The sequence below is a fragment of the Burkholderia sp. 9120 genome (genome assembly GCF_000745015.1).
Classification (GTDB): Bacteria; Pseudomonadota; Gammaproteobacteria; order Burkholderiales; family Burkholderiaceae; genus Paraburkholderia.
On record NZ_JQNA01000001.1, the window covers coordinates 1,163,944 to 1,187,527 of the forward strand.

The 23,584-nt window shown below is 63.9% G+C and carries 20 protein-coding genes and 1 pseudogene; 14 read left to right on the plus strand and 7 right to left on the minus strand.

Features of this window, described 5'->3' with window-relative positions:
• The first annotated feature begins 4 nt into the window (after positions 1-4).
• Positions 5-1,405, plus strand: coding sequence for a class II fumarate hydratase (gene fumC / locus FA94_RS05150; protein ID WP_035547449.1), 1,401 nt, complete (start codon positions 5-7; stop codon positions 1,403-1,405).
• A gap of 69 nt (positions 1,406-1,474) precedes the next feature.
• On the opposite strand, the gene FA94_RS05155 is transcribed toward fumC, so the two are convergent.
• Together FA94_RS05155 and FA94_RS39070 are read right to left on the minus strand one after the other, a co-directional pair.
• Complete coding sequence (locus tag FA94_RS05155; protein WP_035547451.1) at positions 1,475-1,981, minus strand: acyl-CoA thioesterase; 507 nt, start codon at positions 1,979-1,981, stop codon at positions 1,475-1,477.
• A gap of 210 nt (positions 1,982-2,191) precedes the next feature.
• Positions 2,192-2,332, minus strand: a complete 141-nt coding sequence (locus tag FA94_RS39070; protein WP_167444501.1) for a hypothetical protein — start codon at positions 2,330-2,332, stop codon at positions 2,192-2,194.
• Positions 2,333-2,559: 227 nt separating this feature from the next.
• Between FA94_RS39070 and FA94_RS05160 the strand changes: the two genes are divergently transcribed.
• A complete protein-coding gene (locus FA94_RS05160; protein WP_035547455.1) occupies positions 2,560-3,273 on the plus strand; it encodes an ArsR/SmtB family transcription factor in 714 nt (237 codons plus the stop codon).
• 204 nt (positions 3,274-3,477) lie between these two features.
• Positions 3,478-5,961, plus strand: a complete 2,484-nt coding sequence (locus FA94_RS05165; RefSeq protein WP_035547457.1) for a DUF6600 domain-containing protein — start codon at positions 3,478-3,480, stop codon at positions 5,959-5,961.
• A 203-nt stretch (positions 5,962-6,164) separates the two neighbouring features.
• Here the strand turns inward: FA94_RS05165 and FA94_RS05170 are convergent, their stop codons facing one another.
• The 3 genes and pseudogenes from FA94_RS05170 to FA94_RS05180 all read right to left on the minus strand — a co-directional run bounded on the left by FA94_RS05170 (position 6,165) and on the right by FA94_RS05180 (position 10,630).
• Complete coding sequence (locus FA94_RS05170; RefSeq protein ID WP_051980379.1) at positions 6,165-7,781, minus strand: Fic family protein; 1,617 nt, start codon at positions 7,779-7,781, stop codon at positions 6,165-6,167.
• 304 nt (positions 7,782-8,085) lie between these two features.
• Entirely contained in the window at positions 8,086-9,057 is a 972-nt protein-coding gene (locus FA94_RS05175; RefSeq protein ID WP_035547461.1) for a thymidylate synthase, read from the minus strand.
• 180 nt (positions 9,058-9,237) lie between these two features.
• Positions 9,238-10,630: pseudogene (locus tag FA94_RS05180) on the minus strand (sigma-54 dependent transcriptional regulator).
• Between the two features lie 537 nt (positions 10,631-11,167).
• Between FA94_RS05180 and FA94_RS05185 the strand changes: the two are divergent.
• The 9 genes from FA94_RS05185 (at position 11,168) to FA94_RS05225 (ending at position 19,697) form a co-directional block, all read left to right on the plus strand.
• On the plus strand, positions 11,168-11,674 hold the full coding sequence (locus FA94_RS05185) for a hypothetical protein (protein ID WP_035547464.1): 507 nt from the start codon (positions 11,168-11,170) through the stop codon (positions 11,672-11,674).
• Positions 11,675-11,757: 83 nt separating this feature from the next.
• Positions 11,758-12,297 (plus strand): FapA family amyloid fibril periplasmic chaperone, encoded by a 540-nt coding sequence (locus FA94_RS05190; protein WP_156126531.1) that lies wholly within the window; start codon positions 11,758-11,760, stop codon positions 12,295-12,297.
• Positions 12,294-12,938: a FapB/FapC family functional amyloid domain-containing protein gene (locus FA94_RS05195; RefSeq protein WP_197070176.1), complete on the plus strand. Its 645-nt coding sequence runs from the start codon at positions 12,294-12,296 to the stop codon at positions 12,936-12,938. The genes FA94_RS05190 and FA94_RS05195 overlap by 4 nt, the downstream gene beginning before the upstream one ends.
• A gap of 26 nt (positions 12,939-12,964) precedes the next feature.
• Positions 12,965-14,356, plus strand: a complete 1,392-nt coding sequence (locus tag FA94_RS05200; protein WP_035547466.1) for a FapB/FapC family functional amyloid domain-containing protein — start codon at positions 12,965-12,967, stop codon at positions 14,354-14,356.
• Positions 14,357-14,461: 105 nt separating this feature from the next.
• Positions 14,462-15,175, plus strand: coding sequence for a C39 family peptidase (locus FA94_RS05205; RefSeq protein ID WP_035547468.1), 714 nt, complete (start codon positions 14,462-14,464; stop codon positions 15,173-15,175).
• A gap of 7 nt (positions 15,176-15,182) precedes the next feature.
• The gene (locus tag FA94_RS05210) at positions 15,183-15,992 is read left to right on the plus strand and encodes a hypothetical protein (RefSeq protein ID WP_035547472.1); all 810 of its coding nucleotides are present in this window, start codon (positions 15,183-15,185) and stop codon (positions 15,990-15,992) included.
• A gap of 104 nt (positions 15,993-16,096) precedes the next feature.
• A complete protein-coding gene (locus FA94_RS05215; protein ID WP_035547475.1) occupies positions 16,097-17,533 on the plus strand; it encodes a hypothetical protein in 1,437 nt (478 codons plus the stop codon).
• A 24-nt stretch (positions 17,534-17,557) separates the two neighbouring features.
• Positions 17,558-19,108: a sigma-54 dependent transcriptional regulator gene (locus FA94_RS05220; RefSeq protein ID WP_035547478.1), complete on the plus strand. Its 1,551-nt coding sequence runs from the start codon at positions 17,558-17,560 to the stop codon at positions 19,106-19,108.
• Between the two features lie 88 nt (positions 19,109-19,196).
• Positions 19,197-19,697, plus strand: coding sequence for a dihydrofolate reductase (locus FA94_RS05225; RefSeq protein ID WP_035547481.1), 501 nt, complete (start codon positions 19,197-19,199; stop codon positions 19,695-19,697).
• Between the two features lie 133 nt (positions 19,698-19,830).
• Here the strand turns inward: FA94_RS05225 and pmbA are convergent, their stop codons facing one another.
• Positions 19,831-21,201 (minus strand): metalloprotease PmbA, encoded by a 1,371-nt coding sequence (gene pmbA / locus FA94_RS05230; RefSeq protein WP_035547483.1) that lies wholly within the window; start codon positions 21,199-21,201, stop codon positions 19,831-19,833.
• 294 nt (positions 21,202-21,495) lie between these two features.
• Here pmbA and yjgA point away from each other — a divergent pair, with 294 nt between their 5' ends.
• Positions 21,496-22,107 carry a ribosome biogenesis factor YjgA gene (gene yjgA, locus FA94_RS05235; protein WP_035549351.1) on the plus strand — a complete coding sequence of 204 codons (612 nt, stop codon included), beginning with the start codon at positions 21,496-21,498 and terminating at the stop codon, positions 22,105-22,107.
• On the plus strand, positions 22,088-22,771 hold the full coding sequence (gene mog / locus FA94_RS05240) for a molybdopterin adenylyltransferase (RefSeq protein ID WP_081935688.1): 684 nt from the start codon (positions 22,088-22,090) through the stop codon (positions 22,769-22,771). The genes yjgA and mog overlap by 20 nt, the downstream gene beginning before the upstream one ends.
• A 175-nt stretch (positions 22,772-22,946) precedes the next feature.
• Here the strand turns inward: mog and orn are convergent, their stop codons facing one another.
• Positions 22,947-23,555 carry an oligoribonuclease gene (gene orn, locus FA94_RS05245; RefSeq protein ID WP_035547487.1) on the minus strand — a complete coding sequence of 203 codons (609 nt, stop codon included), beginning with the start codon at positions 23,553-23,555 and terminating at the stop codon, positions 22,947-22,949.
• Between the last annotated feature and the right edge of the window lie 29 nt (positions 23,556-23,584).

Genomic DNA, 23,584 nt, shown 5'->3' on the forward strand with positions numbered 1-23,584 from the left:
GAACATGACTGAAGACGTACGAATGGAGCGTGACACGTTCGGTGAAATCGCCGTGCCGAACGCGCGTCTGTGGGGCGCGCAAACGCAGCGCTCGCTGCAGAATTTCCGCATTTCGACCGAGAAACAGTCGCTTGAACTGATCAATGCGCTGGCCGTCATCAAGCGCGCCGCCGCCGAGGTCAACCAGGGTCTCGGCGTGCTCGACGAAAGCAACGCCAAAGCCATCATCGCGGCCGCCGACGAGATCATCGCGGGCAAGCATCCCGACGAATTTCCGCTCGCCGTCTGGCAGACCGGCTCGGGCACGCAGACCAATATGAACCTCAACGAGGTGATCGCGAATCGCGCCAGCGAACTGCTCGGCGGCGAGCGCGGCGAAGCGCGCAAAGTGCATCCGAACGACGACGTGAATCGCGGCCAGTCGTCCAACGACGTATTCCCGACGGCCATGCATGTGGCCGCTGCCGACGCGATCGTCAAGCATCTGCTACCGGCGCTGAAGACGCTGCGCGATACGCTTGACGGCAAGGCGAAAGCGTTCGTCGATATCGTGAAGATTGGCCGCACGCACTTGCAGGACGCAACGCCGCTCACGCTCGGCCAGGAGTTTTCGGGTTACGTCGCGCAACTGGATCACGGCATTCGTCACGTGGAAGCGACGCTGCCGCATCTGTACGAACTTGCACAGGGCGGCACCGCGGTCGGCACCGGCTTGAACGCGCATCCGCAGTTCGCGGATAAGGTCGCGGCCGCGATCGGCAAGCAGACCGGCTTGCCATTCGTGTCGGCGCCGAACAAGTTCGAAGTGATGGCCGCGGCCGACGCGCTGGTGTTCGCGCACGGCGCGTTGAAAACCGTCGCGGCGAGTCTGAACAAGATCGCCAACGACGTGCGCTGGCTCTCGAGCGGCCCGCGTTGCGGCCTCGGCGAACTCTCGATTCCGGAGAACGAACCGGGCAGTTCGATCATGCCGGGCAAGGTCAATCCGACCCAGTCCGAAGCCCTGACGATGCTGTGTGCGCAGGTGTTCGGCAACGACGTCGCGGTGAATATCGGCGGCGCGAGCGGCAACTTCGAGCTGAACGTGTTCCGGCCGATGATCGCGCACAACGTACTGCAATCGGTGCGACTGCTGGCCGACGGCGCACATAGCTTCAACGACAACTGCGCGGTCGGCATCGAGCCGAATCGCGAGCGTATCGACACGTTGCTGAATGAATCGCTGATGCTGGTGACGGCGCTCAATCCGCACATCGGCTACGACAAGGCCGCCAGGATCGCGAAGCAAGCGCATAAGGAAGGCACCACGCTGAAGGCGTCGGCGCTTGCGCTCGGCTATGTGACCGAGCAGCAGTTCGATGAGTGGGTGAAGCCGAAGGAGATGGTGGGGCATTCGGCCGGTTGAGCGGCCGCCCACGCGAACGCCCTGTTCGTGTGGGCAGCTCAGCGCGCCGGCAATCTCAGCCGGCGCCCGTTAAACCTTCCCCTGCGCCACTTCTTCCGGCTTCAGCTCGACGATCGCGTCGAGCGCTTCCTTCACGTCGATCGCGTACTTCGCGAGGCGCTTCTGCTCGTCCGTCTCCGGCACGAAGGCCGGCACCGGCACCGGATGACCGTTCTCGTTGACGGCGACCATCACGACCAGGCAGTCGGTGGTTTGCATCAGCTCGCCGCCCTTCGGGTCGCCGGCCTGCACGGACACGTGAATGTGCATGCTGGTGCGGCCCGTCGCTACGACCCGCGCGCGCAATTCGACGAGGTTGCCGACCAGAATCGGCCGACGGAAACGGATATTGCCCACGCTGACCGTCACGCAGTAGCGGCCCGACCACACCGCCGAGCACGCGTACGCGGTCTCGTCGATCCACTTCATCAGCGCGCCGCCGTGCACCTTGCCGCCGAAGTTGACCGAACTGGGTTCGGCGAGAAAGCGGAAAGTGGTTTCGGAACGGTCAAACGGGGCTGCGGGAGGGGTGCTCATGTTGACTCCGGTCAATCGGATGCATTGAAAGGAGGCGATTATACGAGCGCAATATTGACAGCGTCGTGGGTTCGGCGCTGTTGGAGAGGTGAATTGTTGCGGGAATCGGCTGAGGCTTTCGGCGAGCTTTCCGTTGGCGCGAGGCTTGCGCGAAGGTAACGCCAGGCTAGTGTCGGCAGCACTCGCACGACCCAGGCCGTTGCCCGTCGCTCATTTATGCACGGTGACGCCTTCGTCGATCGTGCCGTACATCGTGATGCTGCCGGTGCCCGCCCCCGACGAATCCGCACCGCCGTGCGCGCACGCGCCGAGCAGCAGCGCCGCGACCAGCACGGCAAGAAGAGTTTTCATGACTGCGTGTTCCTGCAAAGACAGACTTTGATTCTAGCCTGGCGAATCGCGCCGGCTCAGGAGCCACAAGCGCTCCGCCTCGCCGGCCGGGTTTTCGTAGCGCCTGCACGCCACGTTTCACGCTAAGCTGAAACATAGAATGCCGTGGATCGGTACATTGATTCGTATGGCGCCCCGGCGGCGCCGCCAACGGCAACCAGGTTGCCCGGGACCCGAAGGAGACACCCATGACGCTCAAGCTCGCCGACGAACAGAACCATTTCCCCGGCTTGAGCCGGATCGGCTCGCTGCTTGCCGATCCCGGCCGCGCCGCGATGCTGTGGGCACTGATGGACGGCAGCGCCCGCCCCGCCGGCGAACTGACGATCATCGCCGGGCTCTCGCCGTCGGCGGCGAGCGCGCATCTCGCCCGCCTGACCGACGGCGGGCTGCTCGCGCTCGAGGTGCGCGGCCGGCATCGCTACTTCCGGATCGCGTCGCCGGATATCGCCGCCTCTATCGAAGCGCTCGCCAACGTCGCGCAAATTAGCGCGCCGCAGCGGTCCGTGCCGCGTCCGGTGCGCACCGTGCCGCTCGACATGCGCTACGCCCGCACCTGCTACGACCATATGGCGGGCGGGCTTTCCGTGCGCGTGCTGGAGCGGCTGGTCCAGCGCGGGCTGCTGACGCTGGACGGCACCTCGCTGGAAGCGACCGAAGACGGCGCCAGCCGCTTCGCCGAATGGGGCATCGACCTGTCGGCGCAGAAAAGCCGTCGGCGCCGCTTTGCCTGCACCTGCCCCGACTGGAGCGAACGGCGGCCGCATCTGGGCGGCGCGCTCGGCGCCGCGTTGCTCGACTCGTGGTCCGCGCACGGTTGGGTCGAGCGGACCGAGCGGCCGCGTATCCTGCGTATCACGCCGGCGGGTCAGCAACATTTCGATGCGTTTCTGGCGGCCTGAACGATGGCGGCGCCGGCCACCCGCGGCGCTGCTAAGCATCTGAAACGATTACAAAAATTCTCCAATCTGCTTACGAAATGCCTTATCGAGACCTTTTGTTACACGCCGGTGAGGTGGCCTTACAAAAGTGGGGTCTTGAAACATACGCGGCAGGTAAAGTGAACTCCGGATGAAGCAAAATGCCGCGTCCGCCGGAGATAAATCATGAGAACACTCACCAAAGATCAACACTCAAACCGCCGCATTACGGGCTACACCCTTATCGCGGCCGCCGCGTTCCTGTTCGCCGCCCAAGCCGGCATCGCGCAGGAAGTGCAGCCCGCTCCCCAGGTCGCCTCGACGCAGAACACCGATCCGCCGGGACGCGTTGCGCGTCTGAACTACATGGCCGGCACGGTAACCACCGAACCGGCCGGCGCGACCGACTGGTCGTACGCGCAGGTCAACCGCCCGCTCACCACCGGCGATCAGCTCTGGAACGATCAGAATTCGCGCTCGGAGCTGCACATCGGCTCGACCGCGGTGCGCCTCGATCAGTCCACCAGCCTCGACATCCTGAATCTCGACGACAACAGCGCGCAGCTCAAAGTCGCGCAAGGCACCTTGTCGACGCGGGTGCGCGAACTGGCGCCGGGGTCATCGTATGAAATCGACACGCCGAATCTTGCGCTTGGGCTGAACGGCCCCGGCGACTATCGCGTCGACGTCGCGCCGGACGGCAGCAGCACCAGCGTGACCGTGCGCAGCGGCAGCGCGACCGTGTACGGCGACAGCGGGCAGGTGCAAATCTCGCCGGGCCAGCAGGTCCGCTTCGGCGGCACCAACCTGCAACAGGTCGCCGACAACGGCGTGCCGGGCCTCGACGGCTTCGACCAATGGGCCGCCGCGCGCGATGCCGCCGAAGACCGCTCGGTGTCGGCGCGCTACGTGTCGCGCGACGTGCCCGGTTACGAAGACCTCGACGCCAACGGCACATGGCGCAGCAGCCCGCAATACGGCGAGGTGTGGGTGCCGCGCGCCACGCCGGTCGGCTGGGCGCCGTATCACGAAGGCCATTGGGTCTGGCAGGCGCCGTGGGGCTGGACGTGGGTCGACGACGCACCGTGGGGCTTCGCGCCCTACCACTACGGCCGCTGGGCCCAGGTCGACGACGCGTGGGCGTGGGTGCCGGGTCCGATCGTGGTCAGCGCGCCGCCGGTCTACGCGCCGGCGCTGGTCGCCTTCGTGGGCGGCGGCGGTGGCGGCGGCATCAACTGGGGCGTGAGTCTGGCGATCGGCGGCGCGGTGGCAGCGGGCGTCGCGTGGTTCCCGCTCGGCCCCGGCGAGCCGTGGCATCCGCAGTGGGGTGGCGGTCACGATCACTGGAGCCCGGGTTACTACAACCGCGTCAACCAGACGACGATCGTCAACAACTACAACCACAACGTGACGAATGTGAATGTGACCAACATTCACAACACGTACATCAACTATCGCGCGCCGGGTGCTGTTACCGCAGTGCCGGCGACGGCCTTCGTGCACGGTCAGCCGGTCGCGCGCTTCGCGCAGAAGGTCGATCCGCGGCAATGGCGCAACGCGCAGATCAACCCGGGCGGTGTGGGTATCGCGCCGGTCAAGGAAAGCTTCGGGCCGGGTCTGCGCAACGCGAATTACCGGCCGCCGGCGGGTGTCGCGGCGCGTCCGGTGGTGGCCACGCGCAGTGCGGCCATGCCGGCCGCCTATCACGACACCCTCGCTCAGCGTTTCGCGCAAAGCGGTGGACGGGTGCCGGGCGCGGGTCAGCCGATCGTGCGGACTTCGGTGCCGGCGCATATGGCGGGCGGTCCGGGCGCGTTGCCGGTGCAGAACGTGCGGGTCGTGCAGTCGCATATGCCGGGACGCACGCCGGGGGCGGCGCCGGGCGCGCCTGGTGCGCCGGGTGGGATGCAGCAGGCAGGACAGCGTCCGGGTGCCATGCCCGGCGCGGCGCCCGGCCAGCCGCAACGTGGCGAACAGGCGCAGGCTCGTCCGGGCACGCCGCAGCCGATGGCCAACGAACGCCAGCAGCCCGGCGAAGCGGGACATCCGGTGAATGGCGTGCCGCGTCCGCCGCAAGCGAACGGCGGCAACCCGCAGGCCAACGCGCAGCAGCACGGCATGCCGCAGCAAGCTGGTCAGCAGCCGGGCGCGAACGAGCGCCACGAGCCGGCATGGACGCAGCCGCATACGCCGATGGCCCAGCAGGCGCAACAGCATGGCGGCCCGCAGGAACCGGCGCGGCAGGCGGAAGCTCGTCCGCAGCAGCCGCAGCAGGCTGAGCGTCAGCCGGAAGCGCCGCGTGACGTGCAACATGAAGCGCAACGGCCGCAAGAGGCCCATCCGCAACCGATGCCGCAGGCGCAACAACAGCCGCGTGAAGAATCTCATCCGCAGCCGGCGCAGCAGGCGCAGCAGCCGCGTCAGGAGGCACGTCCGGAACAGATGCAGCAGCCTCGCCCGGAGCCGCGTCCTCAGCAGGTTCAGCAGCCCCGTCAGGAACCGCGTCCGCAACAGGTGCAACAGCCTCGTCCGGAGCCGCGTCCGCAACCGGCACAGCAGCCGCACCCGGAACCGCATCCGCAGCAGGCGCAGCGTCCCGAGCCGCATCCGCAGCAACACGAGGAGCAACACTCAGCCGGCGGCAACCACGACGAGCATCACAAGAGCTAAGCGCTGCGGAACGCGGGTCAGTGAGACGTATCTGACTCGCAATAAAGCAACCTACGACTCACGTTGCACGCGTTCCCACGGAACGTTAGTGAAGCGGGCTTGATCCGCAGAATCCCGCCATCTTCGCGATGGCGGGATTTTTTTAAACCAGGCGGATTGCCGGGCACATAGACGCTGCCGCTCCCAGACTAAACGGCTCGAACTCACAGTCCAGTGGCGCCCGGTGGTGCAGTCCACTCGCCCGACTCCGGACGTTGGGTAATACGCTCCAGCGGCTGTGCCGCCTGAGACGCCACAAGTCCGCCAATCAGGTCGGCAAAAGGGACGATATTTCCGTAAGTGCTCGCCTGCTCAAGCGCGGCCAGATAAAGTCTGCGCGACTGGACCGTCACGATCGTCCACGGATACCCGCCGGTCGTCAGCATGCAGTTCATCAGGAATCGGCTAAGCCGGCCGTTTCCGTCCATGTACGGATGGATAAAAACAAAAATGAAATGACCCAGCACCGCGCGCACGCCCGGATGTTCTTCGGCGACCAGCAGATCGAATAACGCAGGCATGCAGTCCCTCACGGCTTCAGGTCCGAGCGGCACATGCAACGCATTCCGAATGAATACCTGGCTGCTGCGGTATCCGGCAAGATCGGCCGGCTTGAGAATGCCGGCAGCAACACTGGGCGAAAACAGCGTCACATACCATTGGAAGAAATCACGCCTCAGCGCCTCGGCCGGGTTGTCGGAAGCGGTCACGACCTGTCGGATCAGATCGCGAATACGTTTGTGAGTGTCCGCATAGCCTTTGGCTGCCATGGCTTCCTGAGTCTCTTTGTCCTCCGGATGGGTCAGCGGACTCCAGTTGCCGTTACGCACTTTCTCGATGAGCAAGGCATTCACCCGATACCCCTCGATGGACAGCGAGTGATACGCATCCGCCACGTAACGTGCGGAAATATCGTCGATCAAAGCGTCCACGTCGCGAGGAGCTTGCTGGGGTATGTCGGCAAAGCGGTCAACTACCGCGTTTCGCATGGCAGCCCACATTGCCTGTATGCGTTGCACGTACGGCGACTCGTTGCGCCGCCCCGAGATCGCCACCAAAGACTGCTCGAACGGATTGCTCTCGCTGACGACGTAGTCCGCCGCCTTCAAGGTGGCGACGAGTTGACTGGCATCGTCGTCACGCCCTACCGCTCTCAGCGCGCCCGCCATCCGTCCGCCAATCACACTATGGCCGCCGGCAAGCAGCGCGGAAATAAGGTCCGTCAGATCGACCTGACGCATTGCAATCTGCGCAGCAAGCGGCTGCTTTTCGAAGAACGACGCGCCCACCCGAACCAGTGCCTCTGATACAGGAATCAGAAGAAGGCCGCTTGCGCTCGGTATCCGGCGCGCCGTCGACGCTCGACGCTTCACCTGATAAAGAAAAACCGAGCAGCCGTGGGGAAGCTGCAAAAGCTGATTGTTCGCGTTCGCCGCATGAATCACGATCTGCGTGCCGATGCTGGTATAGCCGCTATGCCGAAGCAATGAAAACTCTGGATTGACCTCCCATTCGCTGCCGAAGCGGGCATTCGCATAGGCTGACACGAACGCCTCCATGCTCGCGTACCAGAGGGTCGAGTCACCCGCGTCATCGGCGGGATTGTTGGCCATATACCATCCCGGGATGACGGCTTTCAGGAAATTGGCCCGCACCAGCCTTTCCCGATGGACACGGGTTAGCTCGGGCAGTGCACTGGCCTGAAAAACGCTCACGCCGCGGTCCTGGATCTGCTTCAACACCGACAGCGAGGCTGCGAGTTTTTCGTTGGTGGTCGGCATGGTTTCAGATCGTGTGATTTAGCATCGCAATAATTTGATGCTTTACTATAACAATAGTCTGATGCTTTATCAAAGCAATAGTTTGACGTCATTCGATCGCAATAATGCGATGCTGTATCGCAGCCACATAGGGCGCTTCGCTCCGCGAACGCCGATGTCTTCGCTGGCGTGTCCGCCAAAAGCAAATCCCCCGAGACCGAAGGTCGTCGGGGGATTTAGGAAACGTCGGTGGCAGCTCTCCGCCAGGCGGAAAAGGGCCGATTCACCTCCTGGTTCGCTTCGCCACTCTGGTGGCCGCCCTCGCTCAGACCGCCATCGGCGCGGTCAACGGCTCGTGATGCCGGTAACCCACCAGCGAAAAGTCCGACGGCTCGATCTTCTCCAGCCACTCCGGTTCATACACGCCGGTCTTCGCGTAGTCCGGCACCCGGTCCGAAATCGCGAACGCCGGGCTCTCATACGGCTCACGCGTCAACTGCTGCTGCAACATATCGAGCTGGTTCTCGTAGATGTGCGCGTCGCCGATAAAGTACGTGAACCAGCGCGGCGTATAGCCCGTCAAGCGGCCCACCAGATGCAGCAACGCCGCGCCTTCGGTCAGATTGAACGGCGTGCCGAGCCCAACGTCGTTACTGCGAATGTACAGACACAGCGAAATTTCGCGCCGCGCGACGTTCGGCAGGAACTGATACAGCAGATGGCAAGCCGGCAACGCAATCTGATCCAGCACAGCGGGGTTCCATGCATGAAACAGAATTCGCCGGTCGGCGGGATTCTGCATGATCGTGTCCAGACATTGCCGCAACTGGTCGATCGCCTTGTAGAGCAGCACTTTGGGGCTGCCGTTCTCGTCGAATTCGGTCACCACCTGGAAGCCACGCGACTGCGCGTCGGCCAACTGCGCGCTCGCGCCCGCGTCGAGCACCTTGTAGGCCGGCCACTGGCGCCACTGCACGCCGTACACGTCGCCGAGATCGTCCGGCCCTTCGCGATACGGATTGGCCAGCCACTGCGGATTCTGGTTCGCGTTCGCGTCCCATACCTTGCAGCCGAGGTCGCGAAAATCCGCGGCGCTACGCGACGCGCGCAAAAATCCAACCAGTTCGCCGACCGCCGACTTGAACGCCAGCTTTTTCGTGGTGACAGCGGGAAAACCTTGCTGGAGGTCGAAGCGCAACATCGCGCCCGGCATGCTGATGGTGCGGATGCCGGTACGGTTCTCCTGCCATGTGCCGGTGTCGAGAATCGTGCGGACGAGGTCCAGATACTGTTTCATGCGGGTTCCTTCGACGACGCGCGCGGCGCAACAGCGAGACGCGCCACGGAAATTGAGCGGAAAACCCGATTTTAACAAGCGCGGCCGAACGACGCCGGAGCGCGGTATGAAGCGGAGAAAATAGTGATACCCGCCTTCCGCCCGGCCCGCGACACTCGCGAGGTCGGTCGAAAGCCGAGCCTAGAGATGCGGCACCGACGCCGGCAATTCGCCGTGCGGCGCGGCGAGCGGCTCGCCTTCCATATGCCGCATGCCATGCGAGCACAACAGGCGGTACAACGTGACGCGCGAAATACCGAGTTCCTGGGCGGCGTCGCCGAGACGGCCGCGATGGCGCAGCAACGCCAGTTCGATGGCCTGACGCTCGGCCGCCTCGCGTGCCTGCGCGAGCGACACGGGCACGATCTCGACATACTCGGCCAGTTCCAGATCGCGCGCCGTGATCGCGCGCCCTTCCGACATCACGATCGCGCGCCGCACCCGGTTGATCAGTTCGCGCACATTGCCCGGCCAGCCATAGTTATGCAGCGCCGCGATCGCATCCGGCGCAAAGCCGCGCAGACGGCGGCTCGCATCTTTCTTGAAACGTTCCAGCATGTGCCGCGCAAGCAGTTCGATATCCTTACCGCGCGCGCAGCGGTGGCTCGTCGATCTGCAGCACGCACAGACGGTGATACAGATCGGAGCGAAAGCGCCCTTCGATCATCGCGGCGGTCATATCCACGTGCGTGGCCGAGATGATGCGCACGTCGACGTCGATCGCACCATGGCCGCCGAGCCGCTCGACCTTGCGTTCCTGCAGAAAGCGCAGCAGGCTCGCCTGGCTTTCGAGCGGCAGATCGCCGATTTCATCGAGAAACAAGGTGCCGCCATTGGCGGCTTCCACGCGGCCGATCTTGCGCTGATTCGCGCCCGTGAACGCGCCGCGCTCATAACCAAATAGTTCGGATTGCAACAGATGCGGGGGAATCGCACCGCAGTTGATCGGCACGAACGGCGCGTTGCGCCGTGCCGAGCGTTCGTGAATCGCGACCGCCGTCAATTCCTTGCCGGTGCCCGATTCACCGGAGATGAACACCGGCGCGTCGGTCATGGCCACTTTGCGGATGGAGCGGAACAGCGCGAGCATGGCGTCGCACGAGCCGACCATTTCGCCTTCGGCGCCTTGCGATGCATCGTTCGAAGCGGGTTCGCCCAGCGAGATCATGCCGTACGCGTGACCGACCGAATCGACGATGCGGTCGCCCGAATACGGCACCGTCACATAGTCGAAACAGTAGTCGCGCACGAGCCGGCGCAAAGCGGCGTCCTGTAACTGGCCGGGCAACGTGGCCGCGACCCAGCCGACGTTCGGCATGGTCAGGCAGGATTCGAAGGCGGCAATTTCATGCGGCTGGAAGTCGCTGCACAGATCGAGCAGGCCGCCCGCCGCCATTCCGGCGCGAACCGCCCGGCGCACGTCGCGCGCCGATCCCACCACTTCGACATGCCAGCCACGCTGATGAAAGCGTGTGTTCAGCTCCGCGCTCGGGTCGCGTGAAACATAAATCAGTTGCCGCGTTGCGGGTTCCATTATTCAGATCCTCTCGTCAACGAACGTTAAGGATGACGCACGCACCTGAACCAAGATTCAGACACGCTGACTCGTTCGGGATTCGCGCAATAGCAAAAACCGAACGGCCATTCCATTCCGTGCGGACAGCTGATCCCCAAGAAAGCGGCGTGTGTGTTTGAGACGGCCCGTTAGCGGGCTTTTTTAAATCTGAAGCTCTTTTTCGAGAGCTTACTATACGCGCGTCGCTTGGAAAACAATTATGCGAATTTAATCGCAAATCCCATACCCAGTAAGGTTTAGCGGGCGATCCACCGAGATTAAGCCGACAAATAAAAGACGAGTGGAAGCGCTTTTCCTAGCGTAGACCCGAAGGTACTTCGTACCGCCGCAATTAACAAATTATAGGTATTTTCTGCCTGCCGTTTCAGCGCTGAAACGTTTTTGTCCGATTTGTCGAGGCTGACTCCGGGGTATGCGGGTCGCATCCAGATGCACCAATGGATTGCGAGTGATGGCACACGTTTCGCTAAATGCTGTGCACCAAGGAGACACATCATGCGACTCGCTTTCCGCACCGAACTGAGCAGCCTCGCATCTTGCGCCGCACTGTGCGCCGCAGCCGCTCTGTTCGTGCTGCCCGCCGGCGTCCGCGCTCAACAGGCTGTCCAGGCGCAAACCGCCACGCTGGCCGATTCCGCCGACTCGAACGACAGCGGCTTCGCCTCGTTCACGAACGCGACGCTCCGCGTTAAGGCCGCGCCCGACTGGGCGACCTCGATGGCCAGCGAATTCCGCCTGCTCGCCGGCAACGTGCTGAGCCTTCCGGTCGATGGTGCATCGGTGAACGATTTTTCGCTCGACGACCAGGTCTTGTCGCGGCAACGCGGCGGCGCGGTCGGCATGTTGATGGTCGCGGCGACGCCGCAGTTGATGCGTGGCAACGGCAACGGTAACGGCGTGACGCTGTGGGACGAAATCGCCCCGCCCTCGTCGCCGCTGCCGATTCCGGTCGACGCCGCGCGTTCCGCGCAAGGCAACGTGGCCAATTACCAAAGAAAGTAACCGAACAGATTAACGACGCATACCGGCGACGGTGACGCGCACAGCGCGCCACCCGCTCACAGAGACGAAGGCAAGGGACCGAAATGACTATCTCAACCCGCATGCCGTACGCGCACAGGTCGCCGCAGGCGACCTCGCACCCGGCCCGCCGTCCCGCCGCCCTGGCCGCACTAGCCGGAGCCGCCCTGCTCGCCGCATGTTTCAGCGTCTGCGCCAACGCGCAACAGACCGTCAATCCTGGCGACATCATCGTTGAACGCACGGTCACGCCGCGTGACGCGTTCATCCCGGTGCCGAAAGATCAGGATCCGGTCGCCGTACGCGCCACCACTTTCCCGGCCAATTCCTTCAATCCGGCAATCGCCCAACTCGTGGGCGATACCGATCTGACGAATGCGCACGGGTCCAGCGGCGTCGCCGACGGCGGCGTGCTCGGCGGCACCGGCATGCAGGCGGTCACGCAAATCCTGAGCGGCAAGTCGACCGGCAACAACGTCGCGCTGAACGCGGGCGGCATCGGCCTGCCCGGCCCGGGGATCGGCGGCACGATCACCTCGTCGGTCACCGGCGCGCTGGCACCGCTGTCGAACGCGCTGAGCGGCTCGCTCGGAGGTTTGAAATGAACCCGCTCAACTCGCGTTCACCGCGCTTTCGTTCGCTGCATACCGCGCTGTGCCTGTGCTTTGGCGGCGTGGCGCTGCTGGCCGGCCAGGCGCATGCGCAAGCCGTGCCGACCGTCGGCGCCAATGCGACCATCGGCAACGGCGCCGGCGCGGGTGTCACCGGCGCGTTCGCGGTCAATGAAACGGCCGGCCTCGACAACGCGCAGGCCAATCAGATCACGCTCACAAACGGTGGCTCGGTCGGCAATGCCAACGTCAGCACGCAAAGCGCGAGCGTCGCCGCGAAGGTCACGACGGCGCGGGCGTCGATCGAAGCCAATGCTTTTTCGAATACATCCGGCGCGGTACTGGTGAACCAGTCCGCCGGAGCAGGGAATCTGCAGCGCAACAGCACCCAGATCGGGACCGCCGCTGTGCTCGGAGTCGAGACCGTCTCGGATGGGGAGCTATCCGCGACGGCCCCGAAAAACGGAAGTCTGGGTCAATCCATCGGGGTTCATAGCGTCCGCGAAGCCAACATCTCCAGCGATGCCTTCAGGAACGTCGGCGGGATCGTGCAGATCAACCAGACAGCCGGCGCCGGTAATGCCACGGCAAACAGTTTTGTGCTCCGTCCCCCGGCGGGCACTTTTTTTAACTGACCACACTTAAAGTATCGGAGCGAATCATGAAGCGCACTCTTATTGCCGCAGCCGTCCTCGTTGCCGCATCCGGCAGCGCCTTTGCCGCACCGCAAAAGGTCTACCTGTTCAATGCCACGCTGGTGGGTGAAGCGGTCGGCGTCGAAGGTCTGGTTGGCCTGTACGGTTGCGTGCACGTGTCCAGCACGGCCGGCGCGGTGATCAACAACAGCCAGATGGTCAGCGTCAACGCGTCGCTCGACCCGCAAGCCCAGAGCTACACGAGCGGCCACGTGACGACGTCGGTGAATAACAACTCGTCGTCGGTCGTCGGCGGCGGCGTCGCGTACGCCGTGCTGACGCAAAGCCATTCGTCGAAATCGTCCAGCTCGCAAGGCGCTCAGGCGTCGGCCGGTTATGTGTACGGCAGCCAGAGCAGCGCGGTGCAAGGCGGCGGCTATTCGTTCAGCCAGCAGGCAGCCGGTATTGAAGGCGGCTTCAGCCACACCAGCCAGAACGCCGGCGGCCATATCGCGGCCGGCGGCTCGATCGGCGGCAGCTACAACTATCAGGGCTTCAATACGCCGTTCTTCGGCGAAGGCTCGGCGCATGCAAGCGGCGGTTTCTCGGCCGGCTACAACGAATCGAGCTATGCCAACTCGGCGGGTGTAGCGGGCGGCTTCGAAGCCAGCGAAGGTTCGGGACAAGGCAAGGTGTGGGGCTACAAGGCTAGCCAGGGCTCCGGCTACGCCGCGGTCGGCGAACAGTCGTCCAGCTATTCGAAGAGCTCCTCGTCTTCCACCGACGCCTACGGCGCAGCCTGGGGTATCGACGCCAGCCTCGCCACGACCGACGTGACGACCAAAGGCTCCGTGACGCAGCACATCAACACGCAAGCCGCCGGCACGCTCACCGCCACGACCGGCAACGGCGCCGCCAACGGTGTCTCGGGCAACCTCGGCATCAACATCACGGAAGGTATCGACAACGCTCAAAGCAACGACGTGTCGCTCGCTTCGGTCGACGTCGGCAACGTGTTCGGCAATGCGCAGATCTTCAACGCGCAAAGCTCGGCCGGCACCGCCAAGATCAACAACTTCAATCTGAACGCGTCGATCGGCGACAACTCGCTGCAAAGCGTGTCGGGCAATGTCGGGGTGAACGTCTCGTCGGGTATCGGCAACGTGCAGAACAACAGCCTCGCCGGTGCAGTGACGACGACCACGCCGATGAATGCCGAAACCACGGCAATGGTCGCCACGGATGACAACTCGCAATCCGCCAACATGTCGGTCAAGGGTCAATTCCAGGGCACCGCGATGCTGGGCGCAGGCGCTTTGATGAACGCGTCGGGCAACATCGGCGTGAACATTGCCGGCGGCGCGGGCAACCTGCAACACAACGGCCTCGCGATCGCAGCGCTGAACAGCGGTCACTAAGCTGACAGCACCGCGACAGCGGGTAGAAGAAGCCAGAAAAGCAGCAGGGAGGAAGCGCCGGCCGCCATCGAAGCGGCCGGCGCGACCACAAAGCAGGAGACCAGCATGTCCGGGTTCAAGGGGTTCCCGGCGCTACGCTTCGCCGTAGCGTTGGCAAGCTGCACGCTGTGCGTGGACCAGACTTACGCGCAGGCGAGCATCGACACGTCCACCTTCGCGGGCGTGCCGTTGACGAAGACGGTTCGTTCGATGAAGGACATCCGTTACAGCCACATCGTCAATCAGCAGTTCGACTACAGCTGCGGTGCGGCAGCGCTTGCGACCCTCCTCAAATTCGGCTACGGCATCGACATTCCGGAGACCGAACTGATCCGCCGGATGATGGTGTTCTCCACGCCCGAAGTGGTGGTCAAGAATGGCTTCTCGATGCTCGACATGAAGAAGTTCGTCGAGACCATCGGCATGCGCGGCCGCGGCTTCCGGGTCACCGTCGACGCACTCCAGCATTTACAGATTCCCGTGATGGTGTTGATGAACATCGACGGGTACGAACACTTCGTGATCGTCAAGCACGCCGAGCAAGGCCGCATCTTCATTGCGGATCCGGCGCTGGGCAATCGCATCGTGATGCAGGAGGACTTCGCGAAGACCTGGAACGGTCTCGTCTTCGCGGTCCTCGGCAAACCCTTCAGGGAGGATTCACCGCTCTTGCAGGACAACGAGTCGCTTGCGCTGAAGCTGCGCGCCAACGCGCTGGCTAACGGCACCGCGGCGACTCCCTTTGTCGAGTACGGCTTGATCAAGGCAGACCTGTTCTGACTCAACCATGAAGCAACAGCTCACTCAGCTCGGGCTCGCCATCTGCACCTTGATGTGCGGCCTGACCAGCAGCGCCCATGCGGCACAAGGCACCGGCTCGCCACCGGTGCCTGAATTTCTCGCCGCTCACGATACCGACGCTGCAGCCCTCAAGGTGCAGATGGTCGGCGACGACGTACTCGCGACCCAGACCGGCAAATACGCCGGCGGCACGATGATTTCCGGCTTCGTGCTGAACGTCATTTCGCAATGGCAGTTGCCCAACGGCGTGACCGCCCTCGCCCAGGGCACGCTGTCGGCGGTGCAGAACGCCGTCGGACAGGTCACCACCGCCGTCAATTCGATGGCGAGCGTGACGGGAGGCAACGGCGGCAATGCAGGCAACACGGGCGCCAACCCGAATGCTCAAGCCACGGGCGGACAAAACATTTCGGTCAACGGGGTGTCGCAAGTCACCCAGGTCGCGGGCGATAAGAACACGGGTTCCAACTCGGCAGTCATCGATTTCAATAATAACGCCGTGATTCTGGGGGGCGCCGCCAATGTCCCGTCAGCAGCGGCCAGCAATTCGACCGGCTCAGTGAAAGCCGGCATCACGTTCGGCAGCAATGGCATTAGCGTCGCATTACAAACACCGGCTGGGCTCGCCACCCAGACCATCACGCCAGGCAACGGGCAGATCGCCCAGTTACTACAGATTGCAGGCAATAACCAGCAAGTCGCCAACGCATTGCAGTTGAGTTTGCAGACGCAGCAAATGTCAGCCGCGATGATCCGTCAGTTAGGCGTACTACAAGCGCTGCAAAACCGGAGATGACGCGGCGGGCCGCCACCCGCCAACCGTAGGACCAGCAGTAAAGATACGGCAGCGCGCCGCCCGGCAACGGACGGCGTGCAGCCGGAACACCGGGGGAACACAAAATGAATAATTTTTCATCGACCAGAATGCCGCGCACGGCACTGGCGGCCATTCCGGCCGCCGTCCTGCTATTCGCGCTTTCGCAAAGTGCCGGCGCTCAGGCGCTGGTGGGACAATCGGTAGAAGACCGTCTGAACACGTTGATGCGAGTCGTCGACGAGCAGCAACGGCAGATCCATTCACTCGAAACGCAAGTCACCAATCTCGAGATGGCGCAACGCGGCCGCGGCGTGCCGGGCTACGGTGCGCCGGCCGGCAGCGAAGCGGTGGCCGAACAGCCCGGCGCCGACGGGCTACCGGTACCGTTACCGCCGCTTGCCCAGGTCAATCCGGGCGTCCCGGCGCCGGGCGGCACCACCGGCACCGCCACCGGCGTGCCCGTCAACCCGCCAACGCCCGAGGGCAACAGCGCGGGCGGCCTGCCCGCCGCCACCGACGGCAGCGGCGCGATCGGCACGACCCAGAAAGCCAACGAACCGGTGCGCACACAAGCCGAAGAAGCCGTCGTGCAACGCGAACACGCGCCGCTCTTCGACCATAAGCTGACGTTGGACTGGGGCATCAGCGACACCTACTACGATCGCCGCCAGTTGCAGTTGTCGGGCTTCCTTGCGCTCGACGCGATTTTTCTCGGCAACATCAACCTCGGCGAGACCAAGTCGCACCAGGTGATGGCCGATCTCGATACGCGCTACGGTCTGACCGACCGCATGAGTATCGACGTCGACGTGCCGTACATCTACCGGCATAGCAACTTCATTGTCGGCGGCGCGGGCGGCGCGGCGAACACGTTGTCGGACGCGTCGGTGAACGGCAGCAATGTCGGCGACATCAACTTCGGGATCTACTACCAGTTCCTGAAAGAAACCAACAGCCTGCCCGACGTGGTCGGCAGTCTGCGCATCAAGGCCCCGACCGGCACCTCGCCGTTCGGCCAGAAGCTGGTGCAGGTGGACGCCAACAACACCAACCTGGTGGCACCGAACAAGCTGCCCACGGGCACCGGCATGTGGAACGTCACGGCCGGCGTCTCGCTGTTGAAAACCTACGACCCGGTGGTGCTGTTCGGCAGCCTGTCGTACACGTATAACGTCGCCCGTTCGTTCGCGGATATCTCGTCGGTGCAGGGACAAACCGAACCGGCGACGGTCAAGCTCGGCGACGTCGTGCAGTTCGGCGGCGGTGTCGCGCTCGCGTTCTCCGACAAGGACTCGGCCAGCATCTCGTACACGATGGCGCTCGAACCGGAATCGAAGACGCGCGCGCCGGGCGGCTCGTACTCGAAGGTGCCGGGCAGCGAGACCACCGCGGCCGCGCTGAATTTCGGGCTGAACCACGTGGTGAACAAGCACCTGACCATCAACGGTTCGGTCTCGGTCGGCCTGACGCCGGACGCGCCGAACTTCGTGGTCGGCGTGCGCTTTCCCTACACATTCTGATATGCCAACGATACGAGGTCGAACGTGCGTGAATCACCTCATCTGACCAGTGTTGCTCCGGTGGCGGGAGCGGGTTCGCATCTGACGCTCGCGCTGCCGCAAAAGAGCGCGGCGGCCCGCGCCGTGGACATTCCGCCGCACCTGCCGCCGGCGGTGGCCGCGAACGGCGGCGTGGCGGCGGTGGCCCACATACGGACCGAGCGTCTGCTGCTCTATGTGGCGCGCACCCCGGACGAGACCTTGATCGCGCATCTGAAAAGCCGTGGCTGGAACGTCGCGTCGGCACGCTCCGCACATGAACTCGGCAAGCTGGTGAAGCCCGACGTGGCGTGTGCCGGCATCGTCGATCTGGCGAGCTTTCCGCCGCGCGATCTGGCCGGTCTCGAAGCCAGTCTGCGGCAGCAGCAGGTCGGCTGGATCGCGCTCGCCACGCACGAGCGGTTGAACGATCCGGTCGTGCGGCGACTCGTGCGTCACTACTGTTTCGACTTCGTGAAAATGCCGGTGGCGAATGCCTCGGTCGATTATCTGGTCAGCCACGCGTTCGGCATGGTGACGCTGTGCGAACCGGAAATGCCGCCGCCCAGCAGCGAGTCGGGCGATGAGGAAATGGTCGGCACCTGCGAAGCGATGCAGCAACTGTTTCGCACCATCCGCAAGGTAGCGAACACCGACGCGAGCGTGTTTATCTCCGGCGAATCGGGCACCGGCAAGGAGCTCACCGCGCTGGCGATTCACGAGCGCTCGCCGCGCCGCAAAGCGCCGTTCATCGCGATCAATTGCGGCGCGATTCCGCACCACCTGTTGCAGTCGGAACTGTTCGGCTACGAGCGCGGCGCGTTCACCGGCGCCAATCAGCGCAAGATCGGCCGGGTCGAAGCCGCCGACGGCGGCACCCTGCTGCTCGACGAAATCGGCGATCTGCCGCTCGAAAGCCAGGCGAGCCTGCTGCGCTTCCTGCAGGAAGGCAAGATCGAACGCCTCGGCGGCCGCGAATCGATTCCGATCGACGTGCGGATCATTTCCGCGACTCACATCGATCTGGAAGACGCCATGCGCGAAGGGCGTTTCCGGGCCGACCTGTTTCATCGGCTGTGCGTGCTGCGGGTGGACGAACCGCCGTTGCGCGCGCGCGGCAAGGACATCGAAATTCTCGCGCATCACATCCTGCACAAGTTCAAGACCGACAGCGCGCGCAAGATTCGCGGCTTCACGCCGTCGGCGATCGAAGCGCTCTACAACTACACCTGGCCGGGCAACGTGCGCGAGCTGATCAACCGGGTGCGCCGCGCGATCGTGATGGCGGAGAACAAGCTGATTTCCGCCGACGACCTCGATCTCGCTCACTTCACCGAACAGCAGACCATGACGCTATCGCAAGCACGCGAGGCCGCCGAGAAGCGCGCGATCGAAACGGCGTTGCTGCGCCATCGGCATCGCTTGAACGAGGCGGCGGTGGATCTGAATATTTCGCGCGTCACGCTGTACCGGCTGATGGGACTGCATGGCTTGCGCGAATTGAGCGCTGTGGAAGACAAGGCCGTGCTCGCCGGCGAAGACGCCGCGCAGGAGTGACGGCCTGAGCGAGGGGCGGGTCCACACCCGTGGGCCCGCTTCTGCGCGTCAGGTAGAATCGTCCCGGTTACGTTCCCCTTTCCATTCGATGACGACGCTCACCCTGATCGTCGCTCGCGCCAATAACGGCGTGATCGGCCGCGACAACCAGTTGCCCTGGCGACTTCCCGAAGACCTCGCGTTCTTCAAGCGCACCACCATGGGCGCGCCCATCATCATGGGCCGTAAAACGCATGAATCGATCGGCCGGCCGCTGCCGGGACGCCGCAACATTGTCGTGACACGGGATGCCACGCGCCGCTTTCAGGGCTGCGACGCCGCTACGACGCTTGAAGAAGCGCTCGAACTCGCCGCCCAGGATCAGGCGCCGGAAGCGTTTCTGATCGGCGGCGCGCAGTTGTACGCGGAAGGATTGCGGCAGGCGGACAAGCTGATCATCACCGAGATTTCCGCCGACTTCGAAGGCGACGCCACTTTCCCCGAGCTCGACGACAGCGAGTGGGAAGAAGTCGCGCATGAAACGCATCGCGCGGATGCACCGAATGACTTCGATTACGCGTTCGTGACTTATAAGCGCACGGGCGCTTGAGGCTACTGCGGCCGGACTCAAACGCATTCGAATAAAAAAACGCCACGCAAGAACTTGCGTGGCGTTTTTGTTTCTGCCTGAGGGGGCTGTGCGTTGCTGCGGCTGCGCGCCTCAACGCGCAGCGACAACCCGCTTACTGCCCAGCGATCGTCATCCGTTCGATCAGCACCGAGCCGGTCTGCTTGGTGCCGCGCGTGATCGTATCCGCGCCGATCGCAACGATATGGTGGAACATCTCCTGCAGCGTGCTCGCCACCGTGATTTCCTCAACCGGGTACTGGATCTTGCCGTTCTCGACCCAGAAGCCCGACGCGCCGCGCGAATAATCGCCCGTCACGTAGTTCACGCCCTGCCCCATCAGTTCGGTCAGCAGCAAGCCGGTGCCGAGCTTCTTCAGCATGGCTTCGAAGTCGTCTTCCGGACGCGTGTTGGAACTCTTCAGCGACAGGTTGTGCGAGCCGCCCGCGTTACCGGTGGTTTGCATGCCGAGCTTGCGCGCCGAGTAGGTGGAGAGGAAATAGCCTTCCACCACGCCGTCTTTCACGACAGACCGCTGTTTGGTACGCACACCTTCTTCGTCGAACGGCGCGCTGCCCATGGCGCGGGCGACATGCGGATCTTCCACCACCTGCACGTGCGGCGCGAACACCGGCTTGCCGAGGCTGTCGACGAGGAACGACGTCTTGCGATACAGCGCGCCGCCGCTGGTGGCCTGCACGAACGCGCCGAGAATACCGGCGGCGAGCGGCGCTTCGAACAGCACCGGCACCTTGCGGGTGTCGAGGCTACGCGCGCCGATGCGCGACAGCGCGCGTTGCGCCGCGTAACGGCCCACCGCTTCCGGATCGGCCAGATCGCCGGCGTTGCGGGTCGACGTGTACCAGTCGTCGCGCTGCATGTTGCGGCCGCTGCCAGCGATCGGTGCGCACGCAACGTAGTGACGCGAGAACGGATAACCCGCGAGGAAACCGCGCGACGTGGCCAGCACGAATTGCGAGTGCTGCGCCGAGACGCTCGCGCCTTCCGAGTTCTTGATCTGCGGATCGGTCGCGAAGGCGGCGTCTTCCGAGCGGCGGGCGATTTCCACTGCTTCGTCCGCGCTCAGATTCCACGGGTGATACAGATCGAGATCGCGCGGCGCGGTTTCGAGCAGCTCCGCTTCGGCGAGGCCGGCGCAATCGTCTTCCGCCGTGAAGCGCGCGATGTTGTACGCCGCCGCGACCGTGTCCTTCAGCGCCTGCGACGAAAAGTCCGAGGTGCTCGCGTTGCCGCGCTTGTTGCCGATGAACACCGTCACGCCGACCATCTTGTCGCGGTTGTGCTCGATCGTCTCGACTTCGCCGCGCCGCACGGAGACGGACAGGCCGTCGCCTTCGGAGATCTCGGTCGCCGCGTCGGTACCGCCGAGCGACTTCGCGTGACGAAGGATGTCCGAGGCGATTTCCTTCAGTTCATCCTGGGTATGCGGAAAAAAGCGCTGCTTGACGTCCATGTCTGCTGCCATTGTCGTTGCCGTCCTGTTCGGGGCCGAGCGGCCCTGTGTGTTCGTACCTGCCACGCATGTGCGTCTGCGTCTGTGTCTGCATTTGCGTCGTAACGCATCCCGCGATCATAGCAAGGTCCGCGCCGCCGTACCTGGCATTCGCCGGGCGTCACTTCGACGATGCTTTGGCGGGCGCGCAACCGTGCGAAAGCGTACCGTCAAGGTCATGCGCAATCCGCCTCGGCAGGCGTGGCGCGAACGCTCGCGCGCGCCAGGACGGCCGGTTCGACGGGCGCGGCACGCTACAATATCGGTATGACACGCAAAACCCGCATTCAACCCATCGAATCCGCCGAGCCGGAAATCGACGAGAACGGTTACGACCGTCCCAGCAAGTCCCAGCTCAAGCGCGACATGCATGAGCTGCAGGAACTGGGCATGGCGCTGATCGCCTTGCCGAAAGACGCGCTCAAGCGCATGCCGATGCCCGAAAAGCTCGACGACGCCGTGCGCGAAGCGCGCCGCATCACCGATCACGAAGGCAAGCGCCGCCAGGTGCAATACGTCGGGCGCGTGATGCGCTCGCTGCTGGACGACGAAACCGCCGCGCTGCGCACCGCGCTCGACACCTACAACGGCGTCAACAAGGCGGAAACGGCGAAACTTCACTGGATCGAACGCACCCGCGAAAAACTGCTCGCCGACGACGCCGCGCTGACCGAGTTCATCCGCCAGCACCCGAACGCCGATCCGCAGCAGGGACGCACGCTGATCCGCAATGCTCGCAAGGAAGCGCAGCAGAGCAAACCACCGCGTTACTTCCGCGAACTGTTCAAGTGGATCAAGAACGCCGACGGCCCGTCCGCCGCGACCGATTCCGACGCTGACGACGCCTTGGAAGACGATGATGACGACCACGACGAGTAATCGGTCGGACAAGGCGGAACAAGTGGAGCGTGCGACGCGGCAGCATGCGGACGAGATCGTGATCGGCCTCGTGTCGATCAGCGACCGCGCGTCCACTGGCGTCTACGAAGACAAAGGTATTCCGGCGCTGCAGGAATGGCTCGGCGCGGCGCTGAGTTCGCCGTGGCAGATCGTCACGCGCCTGATTCAGGACGACGCGGCCACCATTTCAGCCACGCTGATCGAACTGGTCGACGAAGTGGGCTGCGATCTGGTGCTGACCACCGGCGGCACCGGTCCGTCGCGCCGCGACGTGACACCGGAAGCGACACTCGCGGTCGCCACCAAGGAAATGCCGGGTTTCGGCGAGCAGATGCGGCAGATCAGCCTGAATTTCGTGCCGACGGCGATTCTGTCGCGCCAGGTGGCGGTGATTCGCGAAACGGCGGAACACGCGGCGCTGATCATCAATCTGCCGGGTCAGCCGAAGTCGATCAAGGAAACGCTGGAAGGTTTGCGCGATGCGGATGCAGGCGGCGGAAGCGGTGCGGTGAAGGTGCCGGGTATTTTTGCCGCGGTGCCGTATTGCATCGATCTGATCGGCGGTCCGTATGTGGAAACCCATTCCGACGTGGTGAAGGCGTTCCGGCCGAAAAACGCGTTGCGGGCGGCGAAGCAAGGGTAAAGGTGGGCCTCGATCCCGCCTCAGCCTTAGGTCGATGCCCGGTTTTGCGCACTCAAGCCGAAGCTTGAGCTTAATCGCGCAGGTCTGAGCCAGTACGGGTCAAGCGCAGTCAACGAACTGCGCCCTCTCCTTCCGGAAGCGGAAGCATGCGCGGGCGCAGCGAAAAGCCCGCCCGTTATTCCCCAGCGCCCGCCGCATCCGCCGACGCCGGAATCAGGAAGTGCTCGCGGTAGTACTTCAGCTCGTCGATCGACTCGTGAATATCGGCCAGCGCCGTATGCATGGCGCGCTTCTGGAAACCCTTGTAGATAGCCGGCTGCCAGCGGCGGCACAGTTCCTTCAGCGTGCTGACGTCGAGATTGCGGTAATGGAAGAAGCGCTCCAGATCCGGCATCCAGCGCGCCATGAAGCGGCGATCCTGGCAGATCGAGTTGCCGCACATCGGCGATTTGCCCGGCGGCACATAAGCGCCCAGGAACTCGCGAATCTGCTCGGTGGCGTCGGCTTCGCTGACCGTGGAAGCCTTCACACGGTCGATCAGGCCCGAGCGGCCATGCGTGTTCTGATTCCACTGATCCATCCTGGCGAGCGTCTCGTCGCTCTGATGAATCGCCAGCACCGGACCTTCGACCAGGCGGTCGAGCGTCGAATTCGTCACCACCACCGCGATTTCGATGATGCGGTCGGAATCGGGCTCGAGCCCGGTCATTTCCATGTCCAGCCAGACGAGATTCATGTCGCTACGCACGAGCGGCTGGTCGGTGGATGCGAGGATGTCAGTCATGAAGGGCAACCTTGATGGCCAGACAGACG

Bases quoted from the DNA above. Each gene is read 5' to 3' on its own strand.
- FA94_RS05185 (WP_035547464.1), top strand. From the start codon at position 11,168: ATGCGACTCGCTTTCCGCACCGAACTGAGCAGCCTCGCATCTTGCGCC.
- FA94_RS05155 (WP_035547451.1), bottom strand. From the start codon at position 1,981: ATGAGCACCCCTCCCGCAGCCCCGTTTGACCGTTCCGAAACCACTTTC.
- FA94_RS05160 (WP_035547455.1), top strand. From the start codon at position 2,560: ATGACGCTCAAGCTCGCCGACGAACAGAACCATTTCCCCGGCTTGAGC.
- FA94_RS05175 (WP_035547461.1), bottom strand. From the start codon at position 9,057: ATGAAACAGTATCTGGACCTCGTCCGCACGATTCTCGACACCGGCACA.
- orn (WP_035547487.1), bottom strand. From the start codon at position 23,555: ATGACTGACATCCTCGCATCCACCGACCAGCCGCTCGTGCGTAGCGAC.
- FA94_RS05200 (WP_035547466.1), top strand. From the start codon at position 12,965: ATGAAGCGCACTCTTATTGCCGCAGCCGTCCTCGTTGCCGCATCCGGC.
- pmbA (WP_035547483.1), bottom strand. From the start codon at position 21,201: ATGGCAGCAGACATGGACGTCAAGCAGCGCTTTTTTCCGCATACCCAG.
- FA94_RS05225 (WP_035547481.1), top strand. From the start codon at position 19,197: ATGACGACGCTCACCCTGATCGTCGCTCGCGCCAATAACGGCGTGATC.
- FA94_RS39070 (WP_167444501.1), bottom strand. From the start codon at position 2,332: ATGAAAACTCTTCTTGCCGTGCTGGTCGCGGCGCTGCTGCTCGGCGCG.
- fumC (WP_035547449.1), top strand. From the start codon at position 5: ATGACTGAAGACGTACGAATGGAGCGTGACACGTTCGGTGAAATCGCC.
- FA94_RS05190 (WP_156126531.1), top strand. From the start codon at position 11,758: ATGACTATCTCAACCCGCATGCCGTACGCGCACAGGTCGCCGCAGGCG.
- FA94_RS05165 (WP_035547457.1), top strand. From the start codon at position 3,478: ATGAGAACACTCACCAAAGATCAACACTCAAACCGCCGCATTACGGGC.
- FA94_RS05195 (WP_197070176.1), top strand. From the start codon at position 12,294: ATGAACCCGCTCAACTCGCGTTCACCGCGCTTTCGTTCGCTGCATACC.
- FA94_RS05170 (WP_051980379.1), bottom strand. From the start codon at position 7,781: ATGCCGACCACCAACGAAAAACTCGCAGCCTCGCTGTCGGTGTTGAAG.
- mog (WP_081935688.1), top strand. From the start codon at position 22,088: ATGACGACCACGACGAGTAATCGGTCGGACAAGGCGGAACAAGTGGAG.
- FA94_RS05215 (WP_035547475.1), top strand. From the start codon at position 16,097: ATGAATAATTTTTCATCGACCAGAATGCCGCGCACGGCACTGGCGGCC.
- yjgA (WP_035549351.1), top strand. From the start codon at position 21,496: ATGACACGCAAAACCCGCATTCAACCCATCGAATCCGCCGAGCCGGAA.
- FA94_RS05210 (WP_035547472.1), top strand. From the start codon at position 15,183: ATGAAGCAACAGCTCACTCAGCTCGGGCTCGCCATCTGCACCTTGATG.
- FA94_RS05205 (WP_035547468.1), top strand. From the start codon at position 14,462: ATGTCCGGGTTCAAGGGGTTCCCGGCGCTACGCTTCGCCGTAGCGTTG.